The 13,726-nt window shown below is 70.2% G+C and carries 12 protein-coding genes; 9 read left to right on the top strand and 3 right to left on the bottom strand.

Features of this window, described 5'->3' with window-relative positions:
* Window positions 1–629 precede the first annotated feature (629 nt).
* A complete protein-coding gene (locus tag D7Y15_RS13650; RefSeq protein WP_148712760.1) occupies window positions 630–2,339 on the top strand; it encodes an SH3 domain-containing protein in 1,710 nt (569 codons plus the stop codon).
* Here the strand turns inward: D7Y15_RS13650 and D7Y15_RS13645 are convergent.
* The 3 genes from D7Y15_RS13645 to D7Y15_RS13635 all read right to left on the bottom strand — a co-directional run bounded on the left by D7Y15_RS13645 (window position 2,336) and on the right by D7Y15_RS13635 (window position 5,580).
* A complete protein-coding gene (locus tag D7Y15_RS13645) occupies window positions 2,336–3,553 on the bottom strand; it encodes an FAD-dependent monooxygenase (RefSeq protein ID WP_121752848.1) in 1,218 nt (405 codons plus the stop codon). The two genes, D7Y15_RS13650 and D7Y15_RS13645, sit on opposite strands and share 4 nt — an antisense overlap.
* Before the next feature lie 160 nt (window positions 3,554–3,713).
* Window positions 3,714–4,595, bottom strand: coding sequence for a hypothetical protein (locus tag D7Y15_RS13640; RefSeq protein WP_121752847.1), 882 nt, complete (start codon window positions 4,593–4,595; stop codon window positions 3,714–3,716).
* 31 nt (window positions 4,596–4,626) lie between these two features.
* Entirely contained in the window at window positions 4,627–5,580 is a 954-nt protein-coding gene (locus D7Y15_RS13635) for a LysR family transcriptional regulator (protein WP_120575885.1), read from the bottom strand.
* 110 nt (window positions 5,581–5,690) lie between these two features.
* On the opposite strand from D7Y15_RS13635, the gene D7Y15_RS13630 reads away from it, so the two are divergent.
* The 8 genes from D7Y15_RS13630 to D7Y15_RS13595 all read left to right on the top strand — a co-directional run bounded on the left by D7Y15_RS13630 (window position 5,691) and on the right by D7Y15_RS13595 (window position 13,698).
* The gene (locus tag D7Y15_RS13630; RefSeq protein ID WP_120575884.1) at window positions 5,691–6,485 is read left to right on the top strand and encodes an SDR family NAD(P)-dependent oxidoreductase; all 795 of its coding nucleotides are present in this window, start codon (window positions 5,691–5,693) and stop codon (window positions 6,483–6,485) included.
* A gap of 178 nt (window positions 6,486–6,663) precedes the next feature.
* Window positions 6,664–7,749, top strand: a complete 1,086-nt coding sequence (locus tag D7Y15_RS13625; protein ID WP_169821482.1) for a type III polyketide synthase — start codon at window positions 6,664–6,666, stop codon at window positions 7,747–7,749.
* The gene (locus D7Y15_RS13620; RefSeq protein ID WP_120575882.1) at window positions 7,743–8,318 is read left to right on the top strand and encodes an isoprenylcysteine carboxyl methyltransferase family protein; all 576 of its coding nucleotides are present in this window, start codon (window positions 7,743–7,745) and stop codon (window positions 8,316–8,318) included. Before D7Y15_RS13625 ends, D7Y15_RS13620 begins: the two co-directional genes overlap by 7 nt.
* Window positions 8,311–8,586: an acyl carrier protein gene (locus D7Y15_RS13615; protein ID WP_121752846.1), complete on the top strand. Its 276-nt coding sequence runs from the start codon at window positions 8,311–8,313 to the stop codon at window positions 8,584–8,586. The genes D7Y15_RS13620 and D7Y15_RS13615 overlap by 8 nt, the downstream gene beginning before the upstream one ends.
* Window positions 8,583–10,340, top strand: coding sequence for a fatty acyl-AMP ligase (locus D7Y15_RS13610; protein WP_121752845.1), 1,758 nt, complete (start codon window positions 8,583–8,585; stop codon window positions 10,338–10,340). Before D7Y15_RS13615 ends, D7Y15_RS13610 begins: the two co-directional genes overlap by 4 nt.
* A 13-nt stretch (window positions 10,341–10,353) precedes the next feature.
* Entirely contained in the window at window positions 10,354–11,451 is a 1,098-nt protein-coding gene (locus D7Y15_RS13605) for an NAD(P)/FAD-dependent oxidoreductase (protein WP_121752858.1), read from the top strand.
* Between the two features lie 89 nt (window positions 11,452–11,540).
* Window positions 11,541–12,101: a gamma-glutamylcyclotransferase gene (locus D7Y15_RS13600; RefSeq protein ID WP_120575879.1), complete on the top strand. Its 561-nt coding sequence runs from the start codon at window positions 11,541–11,543 to the stop codon at window positions 12,099–12,101.
* Between the two features lie 145 nt (window positions 12,102–12,246).
* On the top strand, window positions 12,247–13,698 hold the full coding sequence (locus D7Y15_RS13595) for a DNA/RNA non-specific endonuclease (RefSeq protein WP_120575878.1): 1,452 nt from the start codon (window positions 12,247–12,249) through the stop codon (window positions 13,696–13,698).
* Window positions 13,699–13,726 lie beyond the last annotated feature (28 nt).

Raw genomic sequence — 13,726 nt, 5'->3', positions numbered from 1 at the left:
GTCCACTGGCTCAAGTGTCGCCTGCGGGTACAGGTAGCAGTAGTCGCGTGGGACGAAAGGGGTCGCTTGCTCCGCAGTCCAGGGCATCCGCCGAAGCTAGCACCCTGAATCATTCGAGCGAGATGGCCTCAACTCCTTGCATCAACGGCGTGGCTGGAGACTCAAGTGGATGCGCTCCTGTGATGTCTGCGGATAGGTCAGGAAAGACTCGATTGCGGCAAGAATGTTTCCAGTAACTCCTTCCATCACGCAGCCCCGCTGAAGCATACGGACGTCCAGCGGCCCGAGCTGAAGCTTTGCCAGCCGGCCGCTGTTCCAACTCAAAGGGAGAATTTCATGCGTCTGCCATTCGCAGGTCCGCTCGCGCTTACCGCGTTGCTGAGTTGTTCCCCTCCGCCGCTGGAAGAAAGTGGGCCGGCCCCCGCGAACTCTCGCGCGGGTCTGACTGAACCGCAGCCTCAATTGCTTGCGTCCTCAACCAACGCGCCCTCGGACGGACTGGCCTATGTGACCCTCACCGTCACGCCTCGCGACGCGAATGGTGAACCCCTGGGGACGGGGCTCCATGTCGAAGTCCTGAGCAGTGATGGGTCGGTCACGCTGGGTGGCACGGGACCTCCGCCTGCACCGTGAACACGCCGGGCGCGACGTGCCTCACGGCGGTGGACTCTGGCGCGGGGAGCTACGTCGTCACCGCGCGCAGCTCCACGGCGCTGACCGTGCCCACCACGTTCTCCGCCACCGTCACGGACGGCAGCGGCACGACCACGCTGCCGGACACGGCCTCCGTCACGTTCGACTCCACGCCCGCGCCCGCGAGCAACCTGCGCACGGAGCAGTTGGGAGACGGCAGCGCCAACTGTCTGGAGAAGGCGATGGGGCTGGCGCGGCCGGGGGACTCCATCGTCCTCATGCGTGACGCGAGCGACGGCGTGGGTCACGCCCTGGTGCGCAGGCCGGACGGCTCCGTGGTGGACCCCAACCACCCCACGGTGCGCTACGAGACGCTGGGCCAGTGGCAGGCGACGCACCCGCGCTACTCGCAGCCCGTCCCGGTGCCCGCCGGCAAGATGCAGCAGGTCCTCTCCACGCCTCCGGGACCCCAGCGCGAAGCCCTCATCCAGAAGCTGGGGCTGTCTGGCGTGGCGGACCGGCAGGTGGCGGACGGTGAGCGCTGGGTCTTGCCGAACGGCAACATGAACATCCGGAGTGGGCCGGGCGTGACCTTCGACGACATCGGGGACCTGACGGCGGGCGACAAGCTGAAGGTGATTGGCCAGAACGAGGATGCGTCCTGGCTGAACGTGGAACTGGAGAACGGAACCCAGGCCTGGGTGAAGGCGTCCCTGGTCAAGGAAGAGGTCGTCCCGCCGCCGCCCTATGAGTCCCCCTTCCCCCAATGGATGGCGGATGGCACGCGCCCGCCCGATATCGAGATGCACGTGTGGAACGCGCTGCCGAAGGAGAGCCGCGCGGAGATCATCCAGACCGCCCGCGAGAAGGTGGTGGCGGAGAACTGGCCGATGCCGGAGTTCGACGTCAACGGCCCGCCGCCGCCCTCCTTCAGTTCCATGGCGTGGAGCCACCTGCCCTCGGAGAGCAAGCAGGCCATCTTCCAGCAGGAATGGCAGGCCGCCGTGAGCGAGCAGACCCAGAAGCTCTTCAGTGGTGTGCAATCCGGAGGCGAGGTGCCGGAGCACTCCTTCCTCGGCACGGCCAGCACGCTGGGCCGTGGCAAGGCGGGCGAATGGCGTGAGTTCGCGGTGCATCCCCACTCCGCCGCGCAGTACCTCAACCTCAACTCGATGTGGGGCGGCGACTGGCGCACGGTCCACAAGAACCTGTGCGGCCCGCTGGCCGTGGGCGCGTCGATGGGGGTGCTGCCCCAGGAGGCGTTGACACGCTTCGCGGCCTCCAACGGAGACATAAGCGAGGGCCTGCTCAACACCGGGTACACGACCGGCAAGGACGACCTGATACCGATGTACACGGCCGAGAAATGGACCACGGACTACTCGTCGGGAGACGCGCTGCCTCCCGAGGACTTCGCGCGGTTCCTCGCCGACGGCAAGTCACTGGTCGCGTTGGTCAACATCAACCCGGACGGCGCGGATGGAATGCTGCGCGCCGGGGGCACGGCGCACTTCGTGAACGTCCGCGCGGTGGAGGAGAATGGCAACGGCGACTGGATGGTGCGCGTCTACAATCCCTACCAGAACCGCGAGGAGGTCTACTCGTGGAAGGACTTCAAGGCTTCGTGGACGCAGACCGAGGGCAATAACGCCTACGGCCTGCTCATCGCCACGCCGCCCCCGCCGGACGCCGCGCCGACTCCCTAGCCCGGCGGTGGAGCCCCCAGCACCACCGCGCCGCGGCCCCGGCGCTGCTCGCGGACCCACTGCTTGGAGGAGTGGAGCTTGCGCAGCGCGCCTCGCAGCGAGGGCTGCTGGCTGGCCATGAGCAGCAGGTAGCTCCACACGGAGCTGCCCCGGCGGTTCAGCAGCGAATGGGCGAACTGGGTCGCGTCCTGGTTCACGTAGTTGGGGACGTTCTCGAACCACTCGGAGCTGCTGCGCGCCGCCAGCTGGATGGCCAGCAGGGAGGCGCGCCGCTCCTCGTCATACGCCTCCAGCGCGGTGGGCACGTCCGGCTGCGTTCGCAGCTGCCGCGCCAGCCCGATGGCGTCCTGCATGGCCAGCTTCGTCCCGGAGCCGATGGAGAAGTGCGTGGTGTGCGCGGCGTCCCCCATGAGCACCACGTTGTCGTGGTACCAGCGCTCGTTGGTGATGCGCTTGAAGTTGAGCCATGGCGCCCGGCCCATGCCCTTCAGCTGGTTGAACAGCGACTTGCCCTGGAGCCGGCTCTGGAAGATGCCCTCCAGCTTCCGGAGCGTCTCATCCGGTCCCAGCGCGTCGAAGCCCAACGCCTTCCAGGTCGACTCCTGGCACTCCACGATGCAGGTGCTGGTCTCGCTGTTGAAGCGGTAGCCGTGGAACCAGAGCCATCCGGCGGGCGTCTCCTCGAAGGCGAAGGTGAAGGCGTCGAACACCTTGTCGGTGCCCAGCCAGATGTACTTGTTGCGTCCCTCTTCCACGTGCGTCTGGAAGTGATGGGCATGGCGCTGGCGCAGCCGGCTGTTGACGCCGTCACAGGCGACGACGAGGTCCGCGTCCATGAACGCGGCAAGGTCCGTGACGTCGTGCTCGAAGCGGACGTCCACGCCCAGCCCCCTCGCCCGCCGGATGAGGATGTCCAGCAGCCGGTCCCGTCCCAACGCGAAGCCATAGCCGCCGATGTGCGTCGCGTACCGGCCCCGCAGGTGCACCTCCTGCGTGTCCCAGCGCGCCGCGGCCTGGGCGATCCGCTGCGCGCTCACCGGGTCGTTGCGGAAGAGGTCGTCCAGCAGGTCATCCCAGAACACGACGCCCCAGCCATACGTCATGCCCGGTGGGTTGCGCTCGACGACGGTGACGTCGTGCTTCGGGTTGGACAGCTTCGCCAGGATCGAGAAATAGAGCCCGGCAGGGCCTCCGCCAACACAGACCATCTTCATCGAATCCCCCCAGCGCGCGAACGGCCCGGATGCTACCGGCCTGTCAGGGAAATCGACGCTGGCCGGAAGCGCTGTCTGTCGTTGCAGGCAGGACAGAAGGGCTGGGGGACGATTCAGGAGCGGACGGTGCGGCGGCCTGTCAGGGCATCGCCGCCCGGGCTCAGTGTCCGCGCACCGCGAAGATGGGATGGGCGAGCTCCCGGGGGAAGTAGTTGATGGTCCCGAACTCGTCCCCCAGTTGGTCTCCGCCGACGGCCAGGGGATTGCCGTAGACGTTGCTCAGCATGCTCGCGCCCCGGGAAGTCATCGTCAGCAGCGGGAGGTAGGGATGCTCCTCCTTGTAGACCGGGACGAACAGGTCCTCGTCATAGCGGCGGATGTAATTGATGATCCACAGCCGGTTCATCCGCAGGGAGTAGACGGCATTGCGCCGCGGGTAGCCCGCGTCTTCATGGGAGGTGAACTCGGCGATGTCCGGTTCGATGAGGTGCGCGTCGTGGCTCTTGTCCGCTTCGATGTTGCTTGGGTACTCCTTCAGGTGGAAGAGGAACAGGATGTCCGGCTGGGGTCCGGAGACGTCGTAGACCAGGTGGCAGTGGAAGAGGTCCGCGCGACTGAAGGTGACGGCGCACTTCGTCCAGAGGTGATTGCCGCTCTCCGCCCCGGCCTTCACCGCCTGGAAGAGGCTGACCACGAACGCTTCGATCTTCGGCTGCTTGAACAGTCGCCACTCGGTGCCGACCTTCGCGCCCCACTTGGCGATGTGATTCGCGACGGTCCTCTGCTGGCTGTCCTTCTGCCGGAGCCCCGCGGGGTTGCGCTGGGCGGGGTTGCGATTGCCATCCGCCTCCTGGTCCAGCGCGACGTCGGTGACGACCGTGCTGTGCGCCCCTCCCGCGAGCAGCGCGCAGACCGCGCCAACGTTCGCGTTGCTCAGGGCGGCCATCAGCTCCGCGGGCGGCTTCGGTGGCGTCACCACGTGGACGTAGGCGCTGCTCGTGGACTGCTGCTTCAACAACCGGACGGTGGCTTCCTCGGCCATGGCGTGTCTTCCCTGAAAGGTGAAACGCGCATCATACTCCGAGTGAAGAGGATTTCCGGCTCGCGCGGCGGCGTCTCGCGCCCACGGACCCCGGGGGCAGGTGGAGGTGCTCGTCCAGGAACGCGAGGAAGGCCGCGAGCCGGCGGCCCGGTTCGCGCCCGGCGGTGTGGACCGCGTGCAGGTCGATGTCCGGCAGCGTGAAGCGGTCCAGCGCGGACACCAGGTGGCCGGAGGCGAGCAGTGCCTCCACGTCCCAGGTGGACTTGAGGATGACGCCCGCGCCCGCCAGGGCCCAGTCCTTCAGCACGCCGCCGTCGTTGGCGGTCCGGTCCCCGGACACGCGCACGTGGAAGACGCGGCCGTCCTCGTCGCGGAACGCCCAGCTCGTCTGCGGCGCGCCCGGACGCGCGAGCACCAGGCAGTTGTGGCGCGTCAGGTCCGTGGGCTTGCGAGGCGGCGGGTTGCGGGCCCAGTACGCGGGCGCCGCGCACACCACGCGCCGGCCGGAGACGATGCGCCGCGCAGTCAGCCGCGAGTCCGCCAGCTGCCCGAAGCGCAGCGCCACGTCGATGCCCTCCTCGATGAGGTCCAGCACCCCGTCGCTCAGCACCAGCTCCACGCGCACCCCCGGATGGAGCCGGAGGAATGCGTCCACCAGCGGGGCCACCCGCGCGCGGCCGAAGTCGTTGGTGGCGGTGACGCGCAGGAGGCCGGTGAGGGGACCCTCGCGCCCGCCCACGCCCGCCTCGCTCTCCGCCAGGTCGGTGAGGATGCGCTGACAGTCCGCGCGGTAGCCCTCGCCCTCGGGTGTCAGCGACAGCCGCCGCGTGGACCGGGCGAGCAGCCGCACCCCCAGCCGTGCCTCCAGGCGCTGGAGTCCCAGCGTCACCGTGGAAGGCGCCACGCCCCGGGCTCGCGCGACGGCGGACAAGCTGCCCCGCCGGGCGATGTCGAGGAACAGCTCCATCTCGTCGAAGCGATCCATTGTTCGAAACTATCGAATGCTGGTTTGCACGGCGTGGCCATTGTTTCGGAGGCTCGCGGACCGCATACCCAGGAGCCTCAGGCCGTACTCCTCTTTTCCCGGGACACCCCATGCGCATCGAACTCACTGGAAGGATTGCCCTCGTCACCGGCTCCACGGCCGGCATCGGCCTGGCCACGGCGAAGGGGCTGGCGGCGGCGGGCGCCACGGTCATCGTCAACGGCCGCACGCAGGCGGCGGTGGACCGGGCCATCGCGGCGGTGCGCGAGGCGGCCCCGGGCGCCACGGTGAAGGGCTTCGCGGGAGACCTGAGCACGGCGGAGGCCACCACGGCGCTCGTCGCGGCGCACCCCCACTGCGACGTCCTCATCAACAACCTGGGCATCTTCGGACCGAAGGACTTCTTCGACGTGTCCGATGAGGACTGGAGCCACTTCTTCGAGGCGAACGTGCTGTCCGGCGTGCGGCTGTCGCGCGCGTACCTGCCGGGGATGCAGAAGCAGGGCTGGGGCCGCGTGGTGTTCGTCTCCTCCGAGTCCGCGCTGAACATCCCCACGGAGATGATCCACTACGGCGTCACCAAGACGGCGCAGCTGTCCGTCGCGCGCGGCCTGGCCAAGCGCATGGCGGGGACGGGCGTCACGGTCAACTCCGTGCTGCCGGGGCCCACCCTCTCCGAGGGCGTCCGCACGATGTTCCGCGAGGAGCACGAGAAGTCGGGCCGGTCCTTCGAGGACCTCGCCGTGGACTTCATCCAGGCGAACCGGCCCAGCTCCATCCTCCGCCGCCCCTCCAGCGTGGAGGAGGTGGCGAACATGATTGTCTACGTCGCGTCACCCCAGGCCTCCGCCACCACCGGCGCCGCGCTGCGGGTCGACGGGGGCGTGGTGGACTCCATCGCCTGAGCGCGACGAAAAAGGGACCCTCCGGTCGCGGAGCCGGCGGTGGGGCGTCGCGTGTGCAACAGTGCGGGCAGCCGGTGGGGTTCAGGGACGGGCAGCTCTGGCGATAGTCCATCGCATCCCGCCCCGCGGCTGATTATGCCTGGGGACTCGACTCCCCGGGTGGGACCCTCAGGACTTCATGCCCAGTATGACCCGTCACGATCCCGCGCCATCCCCTTCGTTGAGCGCGGTGGGACGCGCGCTTCCGCCGCACTACGCCAGCCAGGAGCAGCTCATCGCGGCGCTGCGCGACCTGTGGGCGACGAAGCACTTCAACCTGGAGCGGCTGGAGGACCTGCACCGCAACGTGCAGGTGGGCGGCCGGCACCTGGCGCTGCCGCTGGAGGAGTACCCGGCGCTCGCGACGTTCCAGCAGCGCAACGACGCGTGGATCCGCGTGGCCACGGAGCTGTCGGAGAAGGTGGCGCGCGAGGCGCTGTCGCGCGCGGGGCTCACACCGAAGGACGTGGACCATGTCTTCTTCGTCACGGTGACGGGCATCGCCACGCCCAGCGTGGACGCGCGGCTGGTCAACCGGATGGGCCTGCGCGAGGACGTGAAGCGCACGCCCATCTTCGGCCTGGGCTGCGTGGCGGGCGCGGCGGGCCTGGCGCGCGCGTCGGACTACCTGCGCGCGTTCCCGAAGCAGACGGCGCTGCTCATCGCCACGGAGCTGTGCTCGCTCACGCTCCAGCGCGAGGACCTGTCCATCCCCAACATCATCGCCTCCGGCCTCTTCGGTGACGGCGCGGCGTGCGTGGTGCTGCGGGGCGCGGAGGCCCCTGCCGCGGGCCCGCGCGTGGTGGGCTCGCGGTCGGTGTTCTACCCGGACACCGAGCGGGTGATGGGCTGGGACGTGGTGGACACGGGCTTCAAGGTGGTGCTGTCCGCCAAGGTCCCGCAGCTGGTGAAGGAACACATCCGGGGCAACGTGGATGGCTTCCTGGCGGAGCACGGGCTGGCCCGCCAGGACGTGAAGCACTGGGTGGCGCACACCGGTGGCCCCAAGGTGCTGGAGGGCTTCGAGTCCGCGCTGGAGCTGGAGTCCGGCGCGCTGGAGCGCTCGTGGAAGTCGCTGCGGCAGGTGGGAAACCTGTCCAGCGCGTCGGTGCTCTTCGTGCTGGGTGAGACGCTGGAAGAAGCGGACGCGGTGCCGGGCGACTGGGGCGTGGTGATGGCCATGGGTCCGGGCTTCTGCGCGGAGATGGTGCTGGTGCGATGGTGACCGGAACGCAGGCGTTGTTCGCGGGCTTCATGGGGCTGCTCGTCGCGGAGCGGCTGTTGGAGTTGGTGCTCTCCAAGCGCAACGCGGCGCGGGCTTTCGCGCGGGGCGGGGTGGAGACAGGGCAGGGGCACTACCGGTTCATGGTCGTGTTCCACACGCTGTTCCTCGTCGCGTGCGTCGCGGAGGTGTTCGGACTCCAGCGTCCCTTCTGGGGCGTGTGGAGTTGGGCGGCGCTGGTGGGCGCGGCGGTGGCGCAGGGGTTGCGGTACTGGGCCATCGGGACGCTGGGCGACCGGTGGAACTCGCGCATCATCGTGGTGCCGGGGCTGGCGCCGGTGACGGGCGGGCCGTACCGGTTCCTGCGTCATCCGAACTACGTGGCGGTGGTGTTGGAGTTGTTCTGTGTGCCGCTCATCCACGGGGCGTGGGTGACGGCGGTGGTGTTCACGGTGGGCAACGCGGCGCTGCTCTACGTGCGCATTCGCGCGGAGGAGGCGGCACTCGGGGCGGTGTACTCCGAGGCCTTCGCCGACCGTCCCCGCTTCATTCCGGAGGTTCGCCGTGGCTGACATCGAGATGGAGGCGGTGGCGGAGATCCGCCGCATCGCCCGGGAGGAGCTGGAGTTCGAGGGCGCGGTGGAGCCCGCGCACGACCTCTTGCGCGACCTGCACCTGGACAGCCTGGGGCTGACGGTGCTGGCGGTGGGCCTGGAGAATCGCTTCCGGGTGCTGCTGTCGGAGGAGGACGCGCAGGGCGTGCGGACGGTGGAGGACTTGGCGCGGCTGGTGGCGGCGCGGGTCGAGGCCGCGAAGCCGGACGTGGGAGCGCACCCGTGAAGGGGCCGCCCCTGCCGGCGCTGAAGCACGCCACGGTGAACGCGATGCTGAAGGCGACGTCGCACACGTCGCTGGGGCTGGTGTTCGTGGACGCCTCCGAGCACGAGACGTCCCTGCCGTGGGCGCAGGTCTACCGGCGGGCGAAGCGCGCGGCGGCGGGGCTGGCGCGGCTGGGCGTGCGTCCGGGAGACCGGGTGGCGCTGCTGTTGCCCACGTCGCCCGCGTTCATGGATGCGTACTTCGGCGCGCTGCTGGCGGGCGCGGTGCCGGTGCCGCTGTATCCGCCGGTGCGGCTGGGGCGGCTGGACGAGTACCACCGCTCGACGGCGCGCATGCTCCAGCTGACGGGCGCGGTGGTGGTGCTGACGGACACGCGCGTGCGGCTGCTCCTGGGTCCGAGCATGGCGCTGGCGCGGCCCAGGCTGGGCTGTCACACGGTGGACGCGGTGATGCACGGCGACGACGACCTGGAGGTGGAGGTGGGGCCCGACGCGCTGGGGCTCATCCAGTTCTCTTCTGGCTCGACGGTGGAGCCAAAGCCGGTGGCGCTGACGCACGGGGCGCTGTTGGCGCAGGTGGCGGCGCTGGAGGCGGCGATGCCGGTGGCCCCGGGCGTGACGCCGGTGGGCGTGAGCTGGCTGCCGCTGTACCACGACATGGGGCTCATCGGCTGTGTGCTCGCGGCGCTGTACTACCCGGGCAGCCTGGTGCTGATTCCTCCGGAGACGTTCCTGGTGAGGCCGGCGCTGTGGCTGCGCGCGCTGTCCAGGCATCGGGGCTTCGTGTCGCCCGCGCCGAACTTCGCCTATGGGTTGTGTTTGAAGCGGGTGAAGGACGCGGACCTGCAGGGCGTGGACCTGTCCGGGTGGCTGCACGCGCTCAACGGCGCGGAGCCGGTGTCCGCGGACACGCTGCGTCGCTTCGCGGAGCGGTTCGAGAAGTGGGGCTTCTCCGCGCGGGCGCTGCGGCCGGTGTATGGCTTGTCGGAGGCGTCGCTGGCGGTGACGTTCCCCCCTGCGGGCCGGGGGCCGCGCGAGCTGGGCGTGGATTCGGACGTGCTGGCGCGCGAAGGGCAGGCGCGTGATGGGGCACGCACGCTGGTGAGCGTGGGCACGCCGGTGGCGGGCTTCGAGGTGCAGGTGCGCGGCGAGGACGGCGCGGTGCTGCCGGAGCGTCAGGTGGGTCGCGTGTTCACGAAGGGACCGTCGGTGATGCGCGGCTACTTCGAGGACGCGGAGGCGACGGCGCGAGCGCTGGTGGAGGAAGGCTGGCTGGACACGGGGGACCTGGGCTTCAGCGCGGACGGGGAGCTGTACCTGACGGGCCGCGCGAAGGACCTGGTCATCATCCGGGGCGCGAACCACGCGCCGCAGGCCTTCGAGGATCCGCTGCTCAAGGTGGACGGCGTGCGCACGGGCTGCGCGGTGGCGCTGGGCTTCACGCCCGAGGGCGGCCAGGACGAAGCGTTGCTCATCCTGGCCGAGCGCGCGGAGCGGGGCGCGGACGTGGCGTCGGTGGAGGCGGACATCCGCGCGGCGGTGGTGGAGGCGACGGGTGTGCAGCCACACACGGTGCGCCTGTTGGAGCCAGGGACGCTGCCTCGCACGTCCAGCGGCAAGCTGCGCAGGAGCGAGGCGCTGCGGCGCTACCTGGCTGGGGAGCTGACGGCGCCGAAGAAGGTGGGCGCGGTGGGGCTCGCGGTGGAGATGGCGAAGAGCGCGCTGGCGATGGTGCGCGCGGAGCACGACTCGTGATGTGGCTGGACACGTGAAGCGTCACGACGTGGTCGTGGTGGGCGGAGGCCCGGCCGGTCTCGCGGTGGCCATCACCGCGGCACGGCGCGGGCTGGACACGGTGGTGCTGGAGCGCGCGTCCACGCCCGTGGACAAGGCGTGCGGTGAAGGCCTGATGCCCTCCGGCCTCGCGGCGCTGGAGCGGTTGGGCGCGCTCGCGCACCTGGACCGGAGCGACAGCTCTCCCTTCGTCGGCATCCGCTACGTGCAGGAGGACGGCAGCACGGCGGAGGGAAAGCTGCCCGCGCCTGGAGGACTGGGAGTCCGCAGGCTGGCCCTGTCCCATGCGCTGGCGACCCGTGCGCGCGAGGTGGGCGTCGACCTGCGCGAGCACACGCATGTCGTGTCGCACGTGCGCACGCCGGACGGGGTGACGCTGGAGACGCCCGTGGGCCGCGTGTCCGCGCGCTTCCTGGTCGCGGCGGACGGCTTGAACTCACCGCTGCGCAAGGCCGAGGACCTGGACGTGGAGCAGGACGTGCCCCGGCGCTACGGACTGCGGCGCCACTTCCGGCGCGTGCCCTGGACACCCTACGTGGAGGTGCACTTCGCCTCCGGCGTCGAGGCGTACGTGACGCCCGCGGGAGCGGAGCGCGTGGGCATCGCGTTCCTCTGGGAGGACGGAACGGTGCCGGGCCGCGTGGGCTTCGACGCGATGCTGGAGCGCTTCCCCCGCCTCGCGGAGAAGCTCACCGGCGCGGAGCCGGACTCCCAGCCACGCGGCGCCGGACCCCTGGCCCGTGTGGCCCGCACGCGCATCGCGGATCGCTTCGCCCTCGTCGGTGATGCCGCCGGCTACGTGGACGCGCTGACAGGCGAAGGGCTCACGCTCGCCTTCGCCTGCGCGGAGTCCCTGGGCGCGCTGCTCCCGGATGCGCTGGCGAAGGGCGCGGGCCGCGACACGTTGCTGCCCTACGAACACACCTTCCAGCAGGTGTTCCGCAAGTACGCCTGGACCACGCACGGCCTGTTGATGCTCGCGCGCCGCCCGCGCCTGCGAAGGCCCGTGGTGCGCCTGCTGGGCCGAGCCCCCTGGCTCTTCGAGCGCATCCTCGCCGCGGTGGTGACGTGACCTGGAAAGCCCGGACCCCCTGCCCCCGGACGCGGATCCGCACGGCCTGGCCCTTGTTCCACCGCCGCGCGCCGGGGACACTCGTCCCCATGGCATCTGGCCCCGCGGCTTCGCGTCCCTGGTTCGCGTTCTCCCTCGACCTGGCTCCGGCCGCGGCGAGCCGGCACCTGCACGGCCTGCCCCCCGTGCCCGACTTCCCCGAGGGCGAGCTCGCCGAGGCCCTGGACGTGGACGTCGTCTATGACGTGCACGTGCCCAACTGGGGCGGCCGGGTCGCACGCCTGGTGGATGCTCCCGGACACCGGCTGTCCGGGCGCCTGCGCCCCGTTGCCACCGAGTCCTGGCCCGTCCTCGCCCGCCTGGAGACCGCGCTCGCCCTGGCCACCGAGGAGCGCCCCGTGAAGGTGCGCACCGCCTCCGGCACCGTGGTGGATGCCCACGCCTTCACCCCCGCCGAGCGCAACGCCTCCACGCAGGGGCCCGTCAGCGAGGCCTTCCTGATCACCCTCGCTGTCGCCGCCGAGCGCGCCCGACTGCCTGCTGCCGTCGTCGAAAAACTCCAGGCCGAAGCCCGCATCGTCCACGCCGTCCAGCACGCCCGGCCCGACGGACACCGCCCTCCGCCCCCCTCGAAGTCCGGCATTAAGTGACAGCCGGGTCCAGCCGGACCGAAAAACGCCCTGCCTGCTGAGAAAAAGGGCGGAGTGACGCAACCGGGTGCCGCGTCACTCCGACGATGAAGAACAGGGGCCCTCCCCGATCGTCACCCCCGCCGGCCCCGAGGACGTTCACCGCATGTCGCTGCGAATCCCGACGGGAGTCTCCACCCCGCGTCCCACGCCCGCGAACGCGGCTGTCCCCACCGCCGCGCCCGCGAACACCGCGGTGCCCGCTGGGGCGGATGCTCCCGTCAGCGCGCCCGCGTCGAATGTCGTGGCGCCCACGGGGGGCAGCTGGAAGCGCTCCGCCACCAAGGAGGTGGCCATCTCCGACCTCCAGCAGAAGTTCGGCTGGACGGACGAAAGCTGGCAGGGGCGCCTGCTGCACGCGGCGGACGAGGGCGTTGATGGAAGCCGGGCCTCGAACGGCCAGGTGTCCGCGGCGGAGCTGGAGTCGTATCTCTCCGCGCCCACGGACGCGCAGTTCCTCACGTCCACGGCCATCCAGCAGCAGCGCGCGGCGCTCGACGCGAAGCTTCAGGGGGGCGCGCAGTCCGCGAAGGTGGACAGCTTCGAAAGCCCCTGGCAGCAGTCCGTGGCGAAGCGCGCGGACCTCCTGGGCGGCAACGGCGACGGAGAGCTCTCCGCCGACGAGCTGACGGCCTACATCAACGCGTCCAAGGCGAACCAGGCCAAGGGCACGGGCACTGCCGCGAACACGCAGTGGGTGCCGGATCAGCAGATGGCCACCTTCCAGAGCCGCGTGGCGGAAGTGGCCGGCGAGGTGGATCCGCTCCAGGGCGTGGGCGGAAGCGGCGCGACGCCCGGCCTGAACCTGGTGAAGGAGTACTCGCGCACGCTGATGGACACGGACAAGAACGTGCCCACGTTCGTGAGCTACATGCTGTCCGCGGCGGACGTGAAGGAGACGCCCGCGGACGTCAGCCGGCTCAACAGCACCTTCGTGCGCGACCCGGAGCTGAAGCAGGGCGGCGTGGTGGACTCCGACTACAACAACACCGGTTTCGACCGGGGGCACATGAAGCCGGCCGAGGACTCGCCCACGCAGGCGGCGATGAACGAAAGCCACTACATGACCAACATCGCGCCCCAGCACGGCAACCACAACCAGCAGGTGTGGCGCACGCTGGAGCGCGGCGTGTCGGAGATGATCAAGGAGACCGGCGGCAAGGCCTACATCGTCACGGGCAACCTGTACCTGGACGACAAGGGCAAGCCGCTGCCGCCCGAGTCCCTCCAGACGACGGGCTCGAAGGCGGACCGGCAGATCGCGGTCCCCACGCACAACTTCAAGACGGTGCTCCTGGAGCTGCCCAACGGCAACCTGTCGATGTTCGCGTACATGGTGCCGAACGCGAAGGAAGGCCCGTCCAAGAAGGAGGACATCCTCCCGCTGCTCCAGCAGTCGCGCGTGCCGGTGGACCAGATTGAAGGACTGCTGGGCCAGGACCTCTACGCGCAGCTGCCCAAGGGCGTGCAGTCAAAGCTGGAGAAGGACACGTCCGCCGCGGGCGTCTTCCAGCAGCAGAGCCTCTACGAGTCCGCCACGCTGCTGCGCGCCCCCTGAGCCTCTGTCGGGGGCCGCACACGCTGGA

It is taken from the genome of Corallococcus sp. AB030, assembly GCF_003668965.1.
Classification (GTDB): Bacteria; Myxococcota; Myxococcia; order Myxococcales; family Myxococcaceae; genus Corallococcus; species Corallococcus exiguus.
This window is presented reverse-complemented; position numbering and strand designations above follow the sequence as displayed.